Source organism: Bacillus sp. SJ-10, assembly GCF_002843505.1.
Taxonomy (GTDB): Bacteria; Bacillota; Bacilli; order Bacillales; family Bacillaceae; genus Bacillus; species Bacillus velezensis.
The window spans coordinates 3,314,951-3,332,617 of record NZ_CP025258.1 but is presented as its reverse complement, the minus strand read 5'-3'; the positions used below and the strand labels follow the sequence as shown (position 1 = coordinate 3,332,617).

Annotated in this window: 14 protein-coding genes and 1 pseudogene; 7 read left to right on the top strand and 8 right to left on the bottom strand. The window is 44.2% G+C overall.

Annotation, left to right across the window (positions count from 1 at the left end; genetic code table 11):
• Positions 1-82: 82 nt before the first annotated feature.
• The 3 genes from splB (at position 83) to CXL14_RS16270 (ending at position 4,154) form a co-directional block, all read left to right on the top strand.
• A complete protein-coding gene (gene splB, locus CXL14_RS16280) occupies positions 83-1,111 on the top strand; it encodes a spore photoproduct lyase (protein WP_003154644.1) in 1,029 nt (342 codons plus the stop codon).
• A gap of 126 nt (positions 1,112-1,237) precedes the next feature.
• Positions 1,238-3,205, top strand: coding sequence for a methyl-accepting chemotaxis protein (locus CXL14_RS16275; RefSeq protein WP_032863836.1), 1,968 nt, complete (start codon positions 1,238-1,240; stop codon positions 3,203-3,205).
• An 82-nt stretch (positions 3,206-3,287) separates the two neighbouring features.
• On the top strand, positions 3,288-4,154 hold the full coding sequence (locus CXL14_RS16270; protein WP_014417599.1) for an NAD(P)-dependent oxidoreductase: 867 nt from the start codon (positions 3,288-3,290) through the stop codon (positions 4,152-4,154).
• A gap of 556 nt (positions 4,155-4,710) precedes the next feature.
• Here CXL14_RS16270 and CXL14_RS16265 read toward each other — a convergent pair.
• A complete protein-coding gene (locus CXL14_RS16265; RefSeq protein WP_032863772.1) occupies positions 4,711-5,103 on the bottom strand; it encodes a hypothetical protein in 393 nt (130 codons plus the stop codon).
• 316 nt (positions 5,104-5,419) lie between these two features.
• A complete protein-coding gene (locus tag CXL14_RS16260) occupies positions 5,420-6,196 on the bottom strand; it encodes a CAP domain-containing protein (RefSeq protein ID WP_014417601.1) in 777 nt (258 codons plus the stop codon).
• A 339-nt stretch (positions 6,197-6,535) separates the two neighbouring features.
• On the opposite strand from CXL14_RS16260, the gene CXL14_RS16255 reads away from it, so the two are divergent.
• Both CXL14_RS16255 and CXL14_RS16250 read left to right on the top strand, forming a co-directional pair.
• The gene (locus tag CXL14_RS16255) at positions 6,536-8,668 is read left to right on the top strand and encodes a peptidoglycan D,D-transpeptidase FtsI family protein (protein WP_014417602.1); all 2,133 of its coding nucleotides are present in this window, start codon (positions 6,536-6,538) and stop codon (positions 8,666-8,668) included.
• Positions 8,669-8,845: 177 nt separating this feature from the next.
• Complete coding sequence (locus CXL14_RS16250) at positions 8,846-10,666, top strand: PAS domain-containing protein (protein WP_021493759.1); 1,821 nt, start codon at positions 8,846-8,848, stop codon at positions 10,664-10,666.
• Here the strand turns inward: CXL14_RS16250 and CXL14_RS16245 are convergent.
• Positions 10,647-11,860, bottom strand: a pseudogene (locus CXL14_RS16245) (aminotransferase A). The gene CXL14_RS16250 and the pseudogene CXL14_RS16245 overlap by 20 nt on opposite strands.
• A 200-nt stretch (positions 11,861-12,060) precedes the next feature.
• Positions 12,061-12,222: a hypothetical protein gene (locus CXL14_RS20225; RefSeq protein WP_007409608.1), complete on the bottom strand. Its 162-nt coding sequence runs from the start codon at positions 12,220-12,222 to the stop codon at positions 12,061-12,063.
• 188 nt (positions 12,223-12,410) lie between these two features.
• Between CXL14_RS20225 and cheV the strand changes: the two genes are divergently transcribed.
• Entirely contained in the window at positions 12,411-13,322 is a 912-nt protein-coding gene (gene cheV / locus CXL14_RS16235; RefSeq protein ID WP_014417604.1) for a chemotaxis protein CheV, read from the top strand.
• Positions 13,323-13,363: 41 nt separating this feature from the next.
• Here the strand turns inward: cheV and CXL14_RS16230 are convergent, their stop codons facing one another.
• The 4 genes from CXL14_RS16230 to CXL14_RS16215 all read right to left on the bottom strand — a co-directional run bounded on the left by CXL14_RS16230 (position 13,364) and on the right by CXL14_RS16215 (position 16,754).
• Entirely contained in the window at positions 13,364-13,831 is a 468-nt protein-coding gene (locus tag CXL14_RS16230) for a YkyB family protein (RefSeq protein WP_101287872.1), read from the bottom strand.
• Positions 13,832-13,953: 122 nt separating this feature from the next.
• Entirely contained in the window at positions 13,954-15,246 is a 1,293-nt protein-coding gene (locus CXL14_RS16225) for an MFS transporter (RefSeq protein ID WP_014417606.1), read from the bottom strand.
• Between the two features lie 75 nt (positions 15,247-15,321).
• Positions 15,322-15,816 carry a L,D-transpeptidase family protein gene (locus CXL14_RS16220; RefSeq protein ID WP_088056573.1) on the bottom strand — a complete coding sequence of 165 codons (495 nt, stop codon included), beginning with the start codon at positions 15,814-15,816 and terminating at the stop codon, positions 15,322-15,324.
• A 74-nt stretch (positions 15,817-15,890) separates the two neighbouring features.
• Entirely contained in the window at positions 15,891-16,754 is an 864-nt protein-coding gene (locus CXL14_RS16215) for a metallophosphoesterase (protein ID WP_053285009.1), read from the bottom strand.
• A gap of 143 nt (positions 16,755-16,897) precedes the next feature.
• On the opposite strand from CXL14_RS16215, the gene fadH reads away from it, so the two are divergent.
• Positions 16,898-17,662 carry a 2,4-dienoyl-CoA reductase gene (gene fadH, locus CXL14_RS16210; RefSeq protein WP_014417609.1) on the top strand — a complete coding sequence of 255 codons (765 nt, stop codon included), beginning with the start codon at positions 16,898-16,900 and terminating at the stop codon, positions 17,660-17,662.
• Positions 17,663-17,667: the final 5 nt, after the last annotated feature.

Genomic DNA, 17,667 nt, shown 5'->3' with positions numbered 1-17,667 from the left:
AAAGGAAATGTTTACAACGCATATTCACTCTCTTTTCAACGGAAAGTAACAACATGAGAATATGTAAAGGGAGTGTCTGTCTATGCTGAAGCCGTTTGTGCCCCAGCTTGTTTATATTGAACCGAGAGCGCTCGAATACCCGTTAGGACAAGAGCTGAAGAATAAGTTTGAAAACATGGGGCTTGAGATCAGAGAAACGACATCGCATAATCAAGTCCGGAATATTCCGGGAAAAAATCACTTGCAGCAATACCGGAACGCGAAATCAACATTGGTAATCGGCGTCCGGAAAACACTGAAATTCGATTCTTCAAAGCCGTCCGCCGAATATGCCATTCCATTTGCGACGGGCTGTATGGGGCATTGTCACTATTGCTACCTGCAGACGACGATGGGGTCAAAGCCTTACATCCGGACATATGTCAATGTGGAAGAGATTCTGGATCAGGCTGATGAGTATATGAAAGAACGGGCGCCGGAATTTACAAGATTTGAAGCCTCTTGTACATCTGATATCGTAGGAATCGATCATCTGACACATACATTAAAAAGAGCCATTGAACATTTCGGACAAAGCGAATTGGGACAGCTCAGATTCGTGACTAAATTTCACCACGTCGATCATTTGCTTGATGCAAAACATAACGGAAAGACTAGGTTCAGATTCAGCATCAATGCGGATTATGTCATTAAAAACTTTGAACCGGGAACTTCTCCGCTCGACAAACGGATAGAAGCCGCCGTCAAAGTCGCTAAAGCGGGCTATCCGCTCGGTTTCATCGTGGCGCCGATTTATATTCACGATGGCTGGGAGGAAGGCTATAAGGAACTGTTTGAGAAACTTGACGCGGCGCTTGATGAAGACGTTCGGCATGACATCACATTTGAACTGATCCAGCACCGTTTTACAAAACCGGCCAAACGGGTGATTGAGAAGAACTATCCGAAAACAAAGCTTGAGCTTGATGAAGAAAAGCGCAGATACAAATGGGGACGCTACGGAATCGGCAAGTATATATACCAAAAAGACGAAGAGCATGCTTTAAGGGAAACACTGGAGTCTTATATCGAAACCTATTTCCCTAAAGCGAAAATCGAATATTTTACGTAAGGCGGAGCTGTCGGCATGACAGCTCTTTTTTTGCTGCGCCAAATGGCGGGAATTTTTGATATTTATTTCAAGGTTTATTCATTTTCTTGGCCGAAAGACCGATATAACTCTCAGGAGGGGATGGTTATGTTTAAAAAAATGCACATCAAAATTGCTGTGTTTGTATCGGTAATGCTTATCGTAACGGTTGTTTTTTTAACGGTTTCTTCATATTTGACATTAAAGCCGATGATGACGGAGGAAGCAAAACGTACGACAGAGAATGTCACCAATTCACTCGGTCAGAACATTGAGCTTCAGCTGAAAAATGATGAGACCGTATTAATGAGATTAGCAGACGGTGAATTGTCCCGGTCTTTTCTATCAGATGGGAAGAAAGAAACCGCGCGGCTTTTTAACGATGAGTTAAAACAGATCGGACAGAATGACAAATATGTCGCGCTTGCGTATGTCGGAACCGCAAACAAACAAATGTTTACATATCCAAAGGCCGAATTTGCCAAAGACTATGATCCGACAAATCGAACGTGGTATAAGATGGCGGCCGAAAAACCCGATAAAGTTGTCTGGACTGATCCTTATAAAGATGCAGTGACGGGAGACATGATTGTGACGGCGTCAAAAGCCATTCAAAACAGCGGAACCGTCGTCGGAGTGGCGAGCTTAGATCTGAAGCTGTCCTCCATTCAGAGCATGGTCAACGAGCAAAAGGTTCCATATAAAGGATTTGCGTTTTTGGCGGATGAAAACGGTTCTCTGCTGGCGCATCCGGAAAAACAGGGAAAAAATATTTCGGAAGATCAGACGTTAAAAGACATCACTACGGATAAAGAAGGCATCAAAGAGCTGCAGGGGAACATGGTCGTCTACCAAACGGTAAAAGAAACAGGGTGGAAAGTCGGAACGCAGTTTGAAAAAGATCAGCTGATGGGAGTAGCCGACAAAATGAACACGGTGAGCATTTTTATGTCACTGATCGCCCTTGTGATTACGATCGGACTCAGCTATTTACTAGCAAAAACGATAACCGGGCCGATTCAGCAGCTGATCGCCAAAACAAATTCAGTCTCAGCCGGAGATTTAACCGTCCGCGCCCAGACGAAATCAAAAGATGAAGTAGGCGAGTTAACAAAAGACTTTAATCAAATGGTTGAAAATATGAAAGAGATGGTCGAACAGGTTAAGGCCTCCTCAGAAAATGTGTCTGATACATCTGACCAGCTAACCGTCATTTCACAAGAAACAAATGAAACGAGCGGACAAATCGCAAAAGCGATAGAGGAAGTCGCCGCCGGAGCGACAGAGCAAGCGTCAGAGGTTGAGACGATCAACGAAAAATCAGAAAATCTCTCAGTCAAAATAAAAGGAATCGCAGATCGCGCGGGCAGCATAAAACAACTCTCAAAATCTTCAGAGGATGCCAGCTACAAAGGATTGGACGCGCTCGGGCAGCTGCTGATGAAGTCAAACGAAGCCAATTCAGAAACGAAAAAAGTAGAGGCAATGCTGAATGACCTGGAAGAACAAACGAAAAACATAGAAGAAGTCGTGACGGCAATATCCGCCATTTCAGACCAGACGAACCTCTTGGCGCTGAATGCGAGCATTGAAGCCGCAAGAGCGGGAGAAAGCGGCCGGGGCTTTGCCGTCGTCGCGGAAGAAGTCCGAAAGCTTGCTGAACAATCAGCTCTTTCTTCCGGCCATATCAGTGAGACGGTCCGTCTGATTCAATCTGAGACAAAAGAAGCGTCACACGCGATGATTGAGGCAAGCAGAATGAATGATGAACAAAACAGCGCCATTCATGAAACGGGTGAGGTCCTCAATCTGATTACGACGGAAATGCAGTCTCTCGTTCAAGGTATAGATCATATTTACAATGACATTCAAAAAATGAGTGAAGAACAAGCCGCGATTCAAGAAGCGATTCAAAGCATCTCCGCCATTTCTCAAGAATCTGCGGCAGCGGCGGAAGAAGTGAATGCTTCTACTGATGAACAGCTCGTTACGCTTGAAAAAGTGAAGCAATCGACTGATATGTTAAAGAGCGCAAGCGAAGATCTGATCAGCGCCATTTCTAAATTCACTTTGTAATGCGGTCTCTATCAGCCTATAATATGGTAATATAGACATGGAAGAATAAATACTATGAATCGCATAAGGGGAGGAAAGCGCAGTGAACAAAACGGTCGGATTTATCGGTTTGGGCGTCATGGGAAACAGTATGGCATCGCACATTTTAGAAGCGGGCTATCCTGTTTTAGTCTACACGCGGACGAAACAAAAAGCGGAAGAGATTCTGAATAAGGGAGCGGTCTGGCAGGAGATGGTCAAAGACCTCTCGGAAAAAGCTGACATTATTATTACCATGGTCGGCTATCCGAGTGATGTCGAGGACATCTATCTCGGCGAAAACGGCATTCTCCGGCACGCAAAAGAAGGGGCGTTTGTCATTGACATGACGACATCAAAACCGTCTCTGGCGAAAAAGATTGCGGAGAAAGCCAAAGAAAAGTCCATTCACGCCTTGGATGCACCCGTTTCCGGCGGAGACATCGGCGCGAGGAACGGAACGCTTGCCATTATGGCCGGAGGAGAAAAAGAAGCGTTTGAAGCATGCCTGCCGCTTTTCTCCGTTATGGGGGAAAACATTCAGTATCAAGGGCCGGCTGGCAGCGGCCAGCATACGAAAATGTGCAATCAGATCGCGATTGCAGCGGGAATGGTCGGAGTGGCTGAAGCGATGGCTTACGCTGAAAAATCCGGTCTGAACCCGGAACAAGTGCTGAAAAGCATTACAACCGGAGCGGCTGGCAGCTGGTCATTGTCAAATCTCGCCCCCCGTATGCTGAAAGGCGATTTTGCGCCCGGATTCTACGTGAAACACTTTATTAAAGACATGGGCATTGCCCTTGAAGAAGCGGAGCTCATGGGAGAAGAAATGCCCGGATTGGCTCTTGCCAAATCATTGTACGACAAGCTTTCCGCGCAAGGTGAAGAAAACAGCGGAACTCAAAGTATTTATAAGCTTTGGGTGAAATAAAAAAGATTGCCCGAACGGACTATTTTATGGATGCCGAGGAAGAGAAGGCTTACGGTATTGTTGATGGTGTTTTGTAAACAATGATCTGTAAACCTTGTATTCTTAGAGTCTTTAATGAAGACAGGAACTTAGCAGGATAATGTATTAACGTGTATCCGTTTATAATGCTCTACTGTGAATAATTTGGAAAATCCCCCTCGTTTGTTTGATGCAGACTGTCTATTATAAATCTAAAGGGGGATTTCCAAATAATGATTAGGATTAATACAACTTTACAACAGTAGGATGTATCATGTTTGATTCAACTATGAATTCGAGTAACCCAAATGTACATAGCAATAAATCGAGTTGATTCCCGCAATTAAAACCTAATAATTTGGCATCCGAAACTCTACAGATTAGCTTTCTAGCAAAACTGAAAAATAAAAGAGGATGTATCGTAAAAAATCCAAGAGATTTACGAAAACATCCTCGATTCAGAGATTTCATCATTACATGCTGTTTTTTGAATTCCAGATGAAATCAACGTTAAACCCATTTGTTAATAATATGAATTTTAATGTTTTACAGTAATATAGTGTTTCAGTTCTCCTCTATGGGTTTGATTTCCCCAAGTCAATGCTACCACCACATCATACTTGCCTGCTGGAATATTTTTTGTCAAAAAGCTCACTTTAAAACTGCGAATATTACGGCCATTAACATATATGTCTTTGACTACATCTCTTTTTTTATTGACAAGAAGAACATTAACACCCCAGTTTACCTCATATTTTGCAGGAACAGTACCTGTTACGACAATAGAAGTAGCGTGTTTTGAGTAAGTATTAGCATCTGTTTGGAATTTAATTGCTCCTTTTGAAGTCATGGCTAACGCTTCTGAACTGTTTGAGAAAATCCCGAATGTCAAAAGAGCAACTGTGAATAGTGTCATTACAATTTTTTTCAATTTAAACTTCCTCTCTCCATTCATTTAGAAACCCATTCAATATACTACTAAATATTGAAAAATTATTCAACAGAAAATAGGTAAATTCTACTTTTTATTAAATAAAGTATTACTAAAGAAGCAAAGGCTAACAAAACCAATTTAATCATCACGTTTAAGATTTTACAAAAAAGCTCCCAGCACTTATGTGCTGGGAGCTTCAAAATTTATAAATTTTGCCGTCACCGGGTTCACGGGTTTTGAGCACTTTTTGTGCCGTCTCAGCCACTTTTTCGACAGACAAAAGATTGCCCGCAGGGGCAATCTTTTTTATTATTTATTTTCCGATGAATTGCTGTGTCCAGATGTTTCCTGATTCTACATAACCGACACCGATTTGAGTGAACTCAGGATTCATAATGTTCTTTCTGTGGCCTTCACTGTTCATCCAAGCTTTAACGACAGCTTCAGGAGTCGGCTGTCCTTTGGCAATATTTTCACCGGCAGTTTTATAAGTGATTCCGAAAGACTTCATCATATCGAAAGGTGAGCCGTAAGTAGGACTTTGGTGATCAAAATAGTTTTTGTCTTTCATATCTTGTGATTTTGCGTGAGCTGATTTGCTTAATTTTTCATCAATCTGCAGAGGTTTTAAGCCTTGCTTTTGTCTCTCTGCATTTGTCAATTCAACGACTTTCTTTTCGTACGCACTGACTGATGAAGGAGTTTTCTCGCTGCTGTTGTTTGTGTTATCTGTCTGCTTTGCATTGTCAGCCGTCTGGTTTTGATCGGCTTTCGGTTTTTCGGCAGCTGCCGGAGCCGTTTTTGCCGGTGTTTCTTTTTGAACGTCTTTAACTGTCATATCAGAATGCTTTGCGTGTTTTTGCAGCAGCTGAGTCAGTTCTTTCTCATTTTTAACGTTCAGCTTTTTCACGCTCGTTTTCATATGTAGTTTTTCAACAGCCTCTTGAAGAGTCAGATGCTGTACGGTGTTTCCTTTTTTCACAGTAACGACGTGCTGGCATGACAGCTCTTTGGCAGATGCCTGCTGAATGCCTCCGAATGTAATCAAACTGACTGCCGCGGCGGCAGATAAGAGAAATGCTTTTTTCATAAGTTTATAGCCTCCCAGAGAAGTTGTTTTTTTCTACATGAAAAATCTTATCACAGCTTTTTTGTCATAATGCAGGCAGCCATTTCCTTTGACAACAAACGTTTGTCATAATTGTAATTGAGCACAGAAAAATGGCTTTATATCAGGAAAAACGATCTGTATTTATTTTTAAAATCCGTTACATCTCTTCAAATTATTTGAAGTGTTAGATATATTTTAAGATAATTTGATCTTGACAGTTTTTTTTACCCGTTTTCGCTGTAACAACTTTTACAAAAATGTTACAATTAAAATCTGTTTATGTAAATATATTCAATGATTTGAGAGGTGTAACAGAAAGTGGCTGAAGTCGCGCGCGAACCAAAGAAAAAAACGAAACGTTACAGAGCGCTGAGAATGAATCTCTATTTTTTGATTGTTTTTCTTCTCTTTACGGCACTGATTTTTAAACTCGGCATCGTCCAGATTGTCGAAGGGGATAAACACCGCCAGGATGCGGAGAAGGCAAACGCAAAAACCGCCTATTATCCGACACCGCGGGGAAAGATGTATGACAAGCGGAACAGAGTGGCGGTTGATAACCAGGCCGTGCCCGAAATTGTATATGTATCCACCTCAAAAACCTCGGCAAAGGACAAATTGAAAACGGCAAAAAATCTCGCCGCACTGATTCATATTGATACTGAATTTATGAAGGATCGAAATATCATTGATTACTGGCTTGCGGCACATCCGAAGAAGGCGGAAAAGCTTATGAAGGATTCAGAAAACAGCCTGAAGCCGCAAGAAGTATACAAACGCCAGATTGAACGCGTCCCGAAGCAAGAGATTGATGCGATCAAACAAAATAAAAAAGAGCTGGAAATCGCGGCGATTTATACGCGTTTTTCAAGCGGCAACGCTTATCAGCCGCAAGTCGTCAAATCAATGGACCCGAATAAGCTGAACGGAAACGGAAACAGCGGTTCACTGCTTGACGAGCATGACAACAACAAGCAAAAACCGAAAAGCGACCTGACATATGAAGAAGTTTCCGTCGTATCCGAGCACCTGAAAGAGCTCCCCGGCATTGACGTAATCAATGACTGGACGCGGAAATATCCGTACGACAAAACACTGTACTCTCTGTTCGGCGGTGTGACGACACCGGAACAGGGATTGTTGGGCGAACGGAAAGATTACTATGTCACAAGAGGCTATTCACTGAATGACCGAGTGGGAAAAAGCTACATCGAATATCAGTATGAAGACTATTTAAACGCGCATAAAGAAAAAGTAGAGTATGTGGAAAACAGCAAAGGTGAGGTCGTCAGCCAAAAGCCCGTCGATGAAGGCAGCAGAGGCTACGATCTGCAGCTCTCGCTCGATATGGAACTACAGTCGAAAGTCGAAAAAGTCATTGAAAAAGAGCTGAGAAGAAGCCGCGCCGCAGGCAACTATATGGTTGACAGAGGATTTGCCGTCATGATGGACCCGAACAACGGGGACATTCTCTCAATGGCGGGGAAACGCATCGATCTCGAAACAAATAAAATACAGGATTTTGCGATCGGAGCATTTACGACCCAATATGAGATGGGCTCTTCTGTTAAAGGAGCGACTGTTCTCGCAGGTTACCAAAGCGGCCTCCCGCATTATAAAACGTTTGTCGATGCACCGCTTGTATTTAAAGGCAAAACGAGAAAACAATCGTGGACACAAATGGGAGCCATTACTGAGCTGACTGCGCTGCAAAGAAGTTCAAACGTATATATGTTTCATGTGGCCATGCATATCGCGGGCATTACCTACGTCCCGCACGGCACGCTGCCTGCCGGATTAGACGATATTAAGAAAATGCGCAACTACTACGCCCAATTCGGCCTGGGTGTGAAGACCGGGATTGATCTTCCGCAGGAATCAGCGGGCATGCAGTCAAATCCGCAAATGGTCGGGGGATTGCTGCTTGACTTTGCGATCGGACAATTTGATACATATACGCCGCTTCAAATGGCTCAATATATTTCAGCCATCGCAAACGGCGGGTATCGCGTCCAGCCGCGGATCGTCACAAGCATTCATGAACCGGACAGCAAAAACAAGATTGGAAAAGCGATTGAACAGCGAGATATTAAAATTTTGAACAAAGTAAATAACAGCCCGAGCGATTTTGACCAAGTTCATAAAGGGATGAAATTGGTTACAAGCTCACCTCAAGGAACGGCTTATTCAACATTCCAGGGGTCCGGCGCCGATGTTTCCGGAAAAACGGGAACCGCGCAGACGCGCTATTACGGCACGAACAAAAACTGGTGGGGGAAAGAGACGTATAACCTGACCTTTGTCGGCTATTATCCGTCAGAACATCCGCGAGTGGCATTCAGTGTCGTCGTACCGACTGTTCAGGATGATCACGATCCCGTCAGTAAAAACATTGCCAAGGGAGCAGTTGACGCTTACAAAGAGCTTGAAAAGAAATACAATAAAAAATAACAAATGAAAGGGCGGCCGAACATCTCGTGCGCCCTTTCTTTCATTCAGGAAAATTGACGTTCACAATAAGAATAGAAGGAGAATGCTTATTTTTTAGCGAATCAATCTAGTGGAATTTCTTTTTATATCAGTCCGTGTCCAGCCTGCAGTGCGAGTATAATGCAAAGGAGGGATTCTGTGGAACAGGATACTCAGCATGTCAAACAGTTTCAATCGAAAACCGATCTTCATGCCGTTTTGACGTCTAACGGGCGTATTATGTATATTTCTGCAAACTGCAAATCGTACTTCAGTTATTCTCAGGAAGAGATGATTGGGTCATTTCTCAAAACGTTCCTGCATGAAGAAGATCAATTTTTGGTTGAAAGTTACTTCTATAATGAGCATCATTTGATGCCTTGCACCTTTCGTCTTATTAAAAAAGATCATACCATCGTATGGCTTGAAGCGGGTGTGGAAATTGTCACACCGCAAATGGAGGGGACGGATCGGGAAATCATCCTCAAAATCAAGGTGCTTGAGGAGAAGACGCCCCGCCGGCCTTATATGTATGAACAAAAGAAGCAAAAGGCAGAACAACAGTCGGAAGATGCGGCTGGAAACGGCGAATTCGAGCGTCTTGTCGAAATGCTGCCGAATCCTTTATATGTCAGCATCAACGGCACAATCGCCTACGCCAACAATGCGATGCTTGCCATGCTGGGAGCCGAAAGCAAAGACGAGGTAATCGGCAGGCGCTCTTATGAGTTTATTGAAGAAGAGTATCACGACATTGTGAAAAACCGAATTGTGCGGATGCAAAAAGGAATGGAAGTCGGAATGATCGAACAGACGTGGAGAAGGCTCGACGGCACGCCCGTTCATTTAGAAGTAAAGGCGGCACCGACGACATATAAAAATCAGCGGGCGGAATTGCTGCTTCTGATTGATATTTCTTCACGGAAAAAATTCCAAACGATTCTGCAAAAAAGCAGAGAGCGTTATCAGCTCCTCATTCAGAATTCAATTGATACGATCGCCGTGATTCACAATGATAAATGGGTATTCATGAATGAGTCGGGCATTTCGCTGTTTGAGGCTGAAACATATGAAGATTTAATCGGGAAAAACGTCTATGATCAGCTTCATCCCTGTGATCATGACGGCGTGAAACAGCGGATCCAAAATATTATCAACCGAAAGACCGAGTCAGAAATTATTAAGCAATCGTGGTTTACCTTTAAAAACCGGCTGATCTACACGGAAATGGTCTGCATTCCGACGACGTTTTTCGGAGAAACGGCCGTACAGGTCATTCTGCGTGACATTTCTGAGCGGAAGCAGACGGAGGAATTAATGCTGAAGTCGGAAAAGCTGTCTATCGCAGGGCAGCTGGCGGCGGGAATCGCTCACGAAATCCGCAATCCGCTGACGGCGATCAAAGGATTTTTACAGCTCATGAAGCCGACGATGGAGGAAAACGAACATTACTTTGAAATTGTGTTTTCTGAACTGAGCAGAATCGAATTAATTTTAAGTGAGCTTTTAATGCTTGCCAAACCTCAGCAAAACGCCGTGAAAGAGCGTGTAAACTTAAAGAAAATTATAAGTGAAGTGACCGCTCTTTTAGAGACGCAGGCAAATCTTAAAGGGATTTTTATCAAAACGGATTACGAACATGACAGCATGTATATTAACGGTGATCAAAATCAGCTGAAACAGGTGTTTATCAATCTGATTAAAAATGCCGTTGAGTCGATGCCGGATGGGGGAACGGTTCACATTCTTATGACAGAAGATGAGTATTCCGTTAATGTGACGGTGAAAGACGAGGGTGACGGGATACCGGAAAACGTGCTGAAACGAATAGGCGAACCGTTTTTGACAACGAAAGAAAAAGGAACCGGCCTGGGGCTGATGGTCACATTCAACCTTATTAAAAACCACCAGGGAGCTATCCAAGTAGACAGCAAACCGGATAGAGGCACGGCCTTTCATATTACATTCCCGAAACAATAAAAAACAACGGCGTTATGCCGTTGTTTAAATAGTCTGCATGGATTCTCTCGTTTTTAAAATAAATGCTTCCAGCCGGTCCAAGCCTTCTCTCAATGTATCCAGTGAATATGCGAATGACAGCCTCACATACCCTTCACCCAACTTTGAAAACGAGCTGCCGGGGACAAGAGCCACACCTGCATCCTCTAAAAGAGCCATACTAAAATCAAACGATGACATTCCGAATGACTTAATGGAAGGGAAGATATAAAATGCGCCTGACGGCTTTACGACGTCAAGCCCCATTGAAACAAGACGGTCATATACATAGTCAAGCCGCTTTTTATACTGTTCTCTCATAATAAGCGCATCATCAACACCGTTTGTCACTGCTTCAAGAGCCGCTTTCTGAGAGATTGAAGACGCGCATGTCACACTGTATTGGTGAACTTTTAAGATGTGCTTGGCAATTTCTTTCGGTGCGAAAATGAAACCGATTCTCCAGCCCGTCATGCTGTGTGATTTTGACAGGCCGTTGATGACGATCGTCTGGTCTCTCAAATAAGACGCGATCGAATAATGCGGTCTGTCATAGGTTAATTCGCTGTAAATTTCATCAGACAGGACAAAAACATTTCTGCCCTTCAGGACGGCTGCGATGTTTTGCAGCTCTTCCTCAGACAATGTCACTCCGGTCGGATTTGACGGATAAGGAAGAATGACGCATTTTGTTTTTGGTGTCAGCGATTCTTCAATGAGCCGCGCCGTCAGCTTAAATCCGTGTGTCGTCGTATCCACATGGACCGGAACGGCGCCCGACATGCGGATGATCGGTTCGTAGCCCGGATATATCGGTCCGGGGAGAATAACTTCATCGCCCGGAGATAAAATCGTCCGCAAAGACGCGTCAATCGCTTGGCTTGCCCCGGTTGTGACGATGATTTCAGTTTCAGCTTCATAATTCAAATCAGCTTTTTTCTTCATATAAAGCTGTACGGCCTGTCTCAGCTCAAGGCCGCCCGCATTCGGAGTATATGCCGTGGCGTTCTCGTCGATTGCCTTTTTGGCAGCCGCTTTGACATGGTGCGGCGTGAAGAAATCCGGCTGACCGATCGTAAGCGAAATGACATTGTCGTGCTGAGCTACAAGATTTGAGAATTTGCGAATTCCTGAAATTTCAATTTCTTTTACATTCGGATTAAGCAAATGTTCCATAATTCATCACCTTATACTATATATTGAGTTTATCCTATTTTACCACTAGCTGAGCATTTGTCATCTTTTTATTGAACTATCCCGAGTATATGTCCGATATGTGAAAACATACCTTCTTTCAGAAAAAAATAAGACAACCAGCTGAAATGATTGTCTTCATTGTATCATGATCTATCTATTGTGATATGTAGCGAATGTCATTAATACCCGTATTCAAAGCTGACGTCTTCCCGCCATAAGATGTATGGAGCGGGCTTGTCGGGACGCTCTTTCGCCTCTTTTTTCATTTGCAGGTAAGCCGTTTTGCTGATATCTTCTAACACCGTCATTTGATCTTGGTCGAATATGACTACTGTACCCATTTATTACACCCTTCTTCCTGAAAAATCCTTGACTATTTTACCACTCGATGTCAAAAAGTCAATGGGATATCAGAAAAAAGCATTTTTTTATAAAGAGTTTTTGGCCAGTTGGACCGAATACATTCACTTTTTCCGTTTACAGCCGATATATACAGTACAATACTGAATGCGGATAGCGAGGGATTGAATTGTCTTTACAACAATACGATATTTTATTGGATTCAGGCACAAACGAATTAGAAATCGTCAAATTTGAAGTAGGCGTCAATACATTTGGCATAAATGTGATGAAAGTCCGGGAAATCATTCAGCCGGTAGATGTCACATCTGTGCCTCAGTCTCATAAAGACGTAGAAGGGATGATTAAGCTGAGAGGCGAAATTCTTCCCGTCATCAGTCTGTATTCCTTTTTCGGCGTTGATGCCGAAGGAGCAAAAGACGATAAATATATCGTAACGGAATTCAACAAACGGAAAATCGTCTTTCACGTCGGTTCCGTTTCACAAATCCACAGGGTGTCCTGGGAGGCGATTGAAAAGCCGACTTCCCTGAACCAGGGCATGGAGCGGCATTTAACGGGAATCATCAAACTGGAAGACACGATGATCTTTCTGCCTGATTATGAAAAGATCATTTACGATATTGAATCGGCATCGGGAGTTGAGACTTATCATGTCCATCAGGAAGGATTTGACGAAAGACGGGCGGGTAAAAAACTGATCATCGTTGAAGATTCGCCGCTTCTGATGCGTCTTTTGACGGATGAGCTGACTGAGGCGGGGTACAGTGAAATCGTTACGTTTGAAAACGGAAAAGAAGCGTATGATTACGTCGTAGAACTGACGGATAACGGAGAAAACCTGTCAGACCATATTGACATGATTATCAGTGACATTGAGATGCCGAAAATGGACGGGCATCGTTTGACGAAGCTCCTTAAGGATAACCCGCAAAGCTCTGATGTGCCGATTATGATTTTCTCGTCCCTGATTACGGACGACCTGCGCCACCGGGGCGAAGTAGTCGGAGCGGATGAACAGATCAGCAAGCCTGAAATCAGCGAGCTCATTAAAAAAGTGGATACGTACGTGATTGAATAGAAAAAAGCCGATGCATGACGCTCGGCTTTTTTGCGGAGGAATTAAAAATAACTCTCACCAAGTTTTTTAAATACGGGTTTATGATAAGCGGGCTGCTGCCTGTTGGCGGCAAGCGGTTTTTCCTTTAAGCCCACATATTTTTGCAATACGTTTTTCGCTTTTGTTAAAGACATTTGTGCTTTAGGATTGCGGTACGATTGATTTAACGTACCTAAATGCGGAAGATGATGCCGGAAGTCTTCTTTTGTTGGAGGCATGTGAAAATAGTAGTCTCCGATAGAGATAAGTACGTCTGACTGCTGTTGGCTAAACCTGGGATTATTTGAAAAGTGAAGCCCTATTTTTTTCCCTTTGCCTTCTTTCACAAGCTTTTGTAATGCCCGTTTTTTCAGCAGATAAAGGTATTTAGGGTTGGGGGCGGTTTTTGCATGGCGGTTCACAGTATAAACAGCTTTTGAAAGATTCTCGATGGTTGGCTGCAGCTCTTTCGAATAAGCGTGGTCGTCCATTATTTCTCTCCTTTGCATTGATCAAGTTCATATATAGATTATACTTTTTTAGCGTTGAAATGCAAATATTGATTATAAAAATACGCCTTTTTCTGATGAAAAGGGCGCATCTTTTTCCTTTATTAGACAGGATTCGCATGTTTTTCGGAATCAGCCTTTAATGATTGCTGCACATCGACCTCTGCTGCCTCGGCGCTGTATTTCGGAAGAGCGATAAAATAGAACACAAATACCGCTAAAATCACGATTCCCATGCCGTAATAAAGGTAATCAATATTGGAAACGAATTTCGGAAATAACAGGGCAACCAGTCCGAGTGTAATCGATTGGGCAAACATCATAAAAGGATCCTGCCAGCCGCTGACCCGGCCCATTATTTTCGGATGAACAATTTTCGGCATCCAGCCGCCGATGGCGATATTGACAGGGCCGATGCACATGCCGAGGACGAAAGCCGCCGCATAATAAATCCACAGCTTATCCGTATAGCCGAGGACAAAAATGAGCAGTCCGGCTGCCAAAATAGGAATCGACATCAAATGATGCGGTTTGACTTTTTTCGCGATCATCGTTCCGATCACACTTCCTGCAAGCAGGCCGAAGCCGAGTGCGACGGTGAAGATGGAAGTATGTGATTCGTAATGATCAGGCGCAAGTCCGTACTTCATCGTAAACATCGGCAGTACGGCAAAGCCGCCGTTGACAAAACCGAAGATAAAAAAGCCGAAAATAAGGGAAGCAAGCAATTTGTTTTTAACAATATATACGATCCCTTCCTTAAAATCAGCGACCGAGTCTTTCAGAAACGAATCTCCCCATTTAAAAGGGCCGTTCGGCTGACGGGCTTCTTTCGGAATGCGGCAGGCGCGGATCAGAAAGCCTGATACAATAAAGCTGACAAAATCAAGGATAATGGCTCCGTGAATACCGATCGTTTTATACATAAACGCGCCTATACCGACGCCGAATACCATGAAGATGCTGAACAGGATCTGGTTAAGTCCCGCCGCTTTCGCGTAATGCTCCTTAGGCAGAATAGCTTGTACAAGGCTGGCTTCCGCCGGGAAAAAGAACTTGGTCACGGCGCTTCTGATGAACAAAATACAGAACACGAGAGGGATGCTCCCGGTGTATAGTGCGGCAAACAATACGATCGTCAGTCCGGCTCTGATCCAGTCACAATTCTCTGCGACCTTTTTCCTGTCAAGCCGGTCAGCTGCGACACCGACAATCAGAAATACGAAAACTGTCGGCAGTGAATACATCAGCTCAGCCAAAGTCGTGTATGCCGGCTGATTTGAAAAATGGTCCAGCAAGTAAAAAGCGAAAGCCATATTACCTACAGTCGTTCCCATTTGAGAAGCGAGTGCTGCGAAAAAGAGACGGACAAAATTGCGATTTTTAAATATATCCATAAACACGCTCCTTACCCTAAAGGTCCCACTGTAATATATTATCATCAGCTCGTTCCATTAACAAATAAGATCTTTCTATCTTATAATAGTCACCCTTGTTCCATTAGGAACGGCAGCGGCAAGTTTAGTGACGTCCTGATTATACATCCGGATGCATCCTTTTGATACCGCTTTGCCGATGGAGGAAGGATTATTTGTTCCGTGAATGCCGTAATGAATTTTAGAGAGGCTGAGCCAATAAGCGCCGAACGGGCCTCCGGGCTTAGGCTGGCGGTTCACGATGTAAAATTCTCCGGTCGGCGTGGTCGTCAATATTTTTCCGACTGCGATGGGGTACGTACGGATGAGCCTGCCAAGGCGGTATAACTCCAGTTTCTTCGCTCCGATATACACGATGATGGAGTAGGGAATGGTGGATGGGTCAGGAAGATTCGGTATGATAATGTGCTGTCCCGCGTATATGACCGATTGGATTGAGGGATTTGCCTGAAGGAGAGCAGCAGTGCTTATTCTGAAGTCTTGCGCAATGCTTGAGATGGTTTCTCCTTGTTTCACTTGATATGTCAGCAGTTTCATCACCCTCCTTTTTGCTCTTTTCCATATACATATTACGGAGGGGGTGTCTGTGCATCAGGATAAAAGTCTTATTTTTGCTCGGTTTTCAATGTGAACAGCGTGATTTCCGGTCTGGCTAAAAATCGATACGGCAGTCTTGTCGTACCGAGCCCGCGATTGACGTAAACGGCTGTGTCATGCAGCGTATACATGCCGTCGGTATACGTTTTTCCGTAAGGAGGCGTAATGAGAGGGCCGAAAAACGGGAGCTGGACCTGGCCGCCGTGAGTGTGTCCCGACAGCTGGAGGTTTACGGGATATCCGCCTATCTCGAGAGCGGCATCAGGCTCGTGGACGATTAAAATGGAAAACGCATCTTCGGAAAGGCGGGACAGGGTGCCTTCATAATCGGGTTTTCCGAGCATTACATCATCCAAAAACGCGAGTTCAATCCGGCTTCCGTCTGTCAGCTGCACCTGACGATAGCCGTTTCGAAACACTTGAAAATCAGCCGCTTCCATCAGAGCCTTGTACGTGTTCGTACCGTAGCCTCCGTGGTCATGGTTTCCGTAAACACAAAGTTTGCCGAAGGGAGCTTCAAGATTTTGCAGCACGGCGAGTGCACGCTGGTGATCATTAAATAAATGCGGCTTATCAATTAAATCTCCCGTAAAGATGAGCAGATCGGGTTTCAGCTGATTGATCTTTTCCGCTGCTTTTTTCAAGTCAACGGATGTAAACACATCACTGAGATGCGTATCGCTGAATTGAACGATTTTAAAATTGTCAAAGCCGCGGGGGATCAGGCGGTTGGTGATTGTATGCCGGGTGATTTCAATCATGCGCGGTTCAATATACCGGGCATAGCCGTAGCCACCGCAAGCCGTTGCAAGAGCTGCACCCAAAACACCGAATCCTCTTTTTAAAAATGTTCTTCTGGTCATTTTCTCCATATGTAAAACCAACCTTTGTCAGAGTTTTTCTATTATATCATCAGCTTGGCTGAAAAATCCCTTCTCAGCATGTAATGACGCGGAAAGACATCTATGATAAAATTATGAATGATTATTCATTCAATAAAAGGGGTGGGTTTGTTATGGATAAGAAAGCGGTAATCATTACAGGCGGTTCAAGCGGCATGGGAAAAGCAATGGCGAAAAAACAGGCTGAATTAGGATGGCACGTCATGGTGACAGGGAGGAACCATGAAGCACTTGAGGAAACAAAAAAAGAAATTGAGACCTTTGAGGGGCAGGTCGCCTGTTTTCAAATGGATGTCCGTTCTGATTCCGCCGCTTCAGACATGATTACAGAAGCGAAAAAAGTCTTTGGCCGGCTCGATGCGCTGATTAACAATGCGGCCGGCAACTTTATTTGCCCGGCAGAGAAGCTGACGCCCAATGGATGGAAAGCTGTTATTGAGATTGTTTTAAACGGCACATTTTTCTGCAGCCAAGCCGCGGCAAGGCATTGGATCGAGCAGGAGCAGAAGGGCGTCATCTTAAATATGGCCGCTACATACGCATGGGGAGCGGGAGCGGGTGTCGTTCATTCTGCTGCAGCCAAAGCGGGGGTATTGTCACTGACAAGAACGCTGGCCGTTGAATGGGGGAGCAAATACGGCATCCGCACAAACGCGATAGCCCCAGGCCCGATTGAACGGACAGGCGGTGCGGAGAAGCTGTTTGAATCGGAAAAAGCGGCGTCCCGCACTATGAACAGTGTGCCGCTCGGCCGGCTGGGCACACCGGAAGAAATCGCCGCGTTGGCAGCGTTTTTGCTATCTGATGAAGCGTCCTATATAAACGGGGATTGTATCACAATGGACGGGGGGCAATGGCTGAATCCTTATCCGTTTTAATTTTT

What these genes read in the sequence shown, in the direction of transcription:
- CXL14_RS16275 (WP_032863836.1), top strand. Translation starts at nt 1,238, where the DNA reads ATGTTTAAAAAAATGCACATCAAAATTGCTGTGTTTGTATCGGTAATG.
- CXL14_RS16230 (WP_101287872.1), bottom strand. Translation starts at nt 13,831, where the DNA reads ATGGACGACCACGCTTATTCGAAAGAGCTGCAGCCAACCATCGAGAAT.
- splB (WP_003154644.1), top strand. Translation starts at nt 83, where the DNA reads ATGCTGAAGCCGTTTGTGCCCCAGCTTGTTTATATTGAACCGAGAGCG.
- fadH (WP_014417609.1), top strand. Translation starts at nt 16,898, where the DNA reads ATGGATAAGAAAGCGGTAATCATTACAGGCGGTTCAAGCGGCATGGGA.
- CXL14_RS20225 (WP_007409608.1), bottom strand. Translation starts at nt 12,222, where the DNA reads ATGGGTACAGTAGTCATATTCGACCAAGATCAAATGACGGTGTTAGAA.
- CXL14_RS16215 (WP_053285009.1), bottom strand. Translation starts at nt 16,754, where the DNA reads ATGGAGAAAATGACCAGAAGAACATTTTTAAAAAGAGGATTCGGTGTT.
- CXL14_RS16260 (WP_014417601.1), bottom strand. Translation starts at nt 6,196, where the DNA reads ATGAAAAAAGCATTTCTCTTATCTGCCGCCGCGGCAGTCAGTTTGATT.
- CXL14_RS16225 (WP_014417606.1), bottom strand. Translation starts at nt 15,246, where the DNA reads ATGGATATATTTAAAAATCGCAATTTTGTCCGTCTCTTTTTCGCAGCA.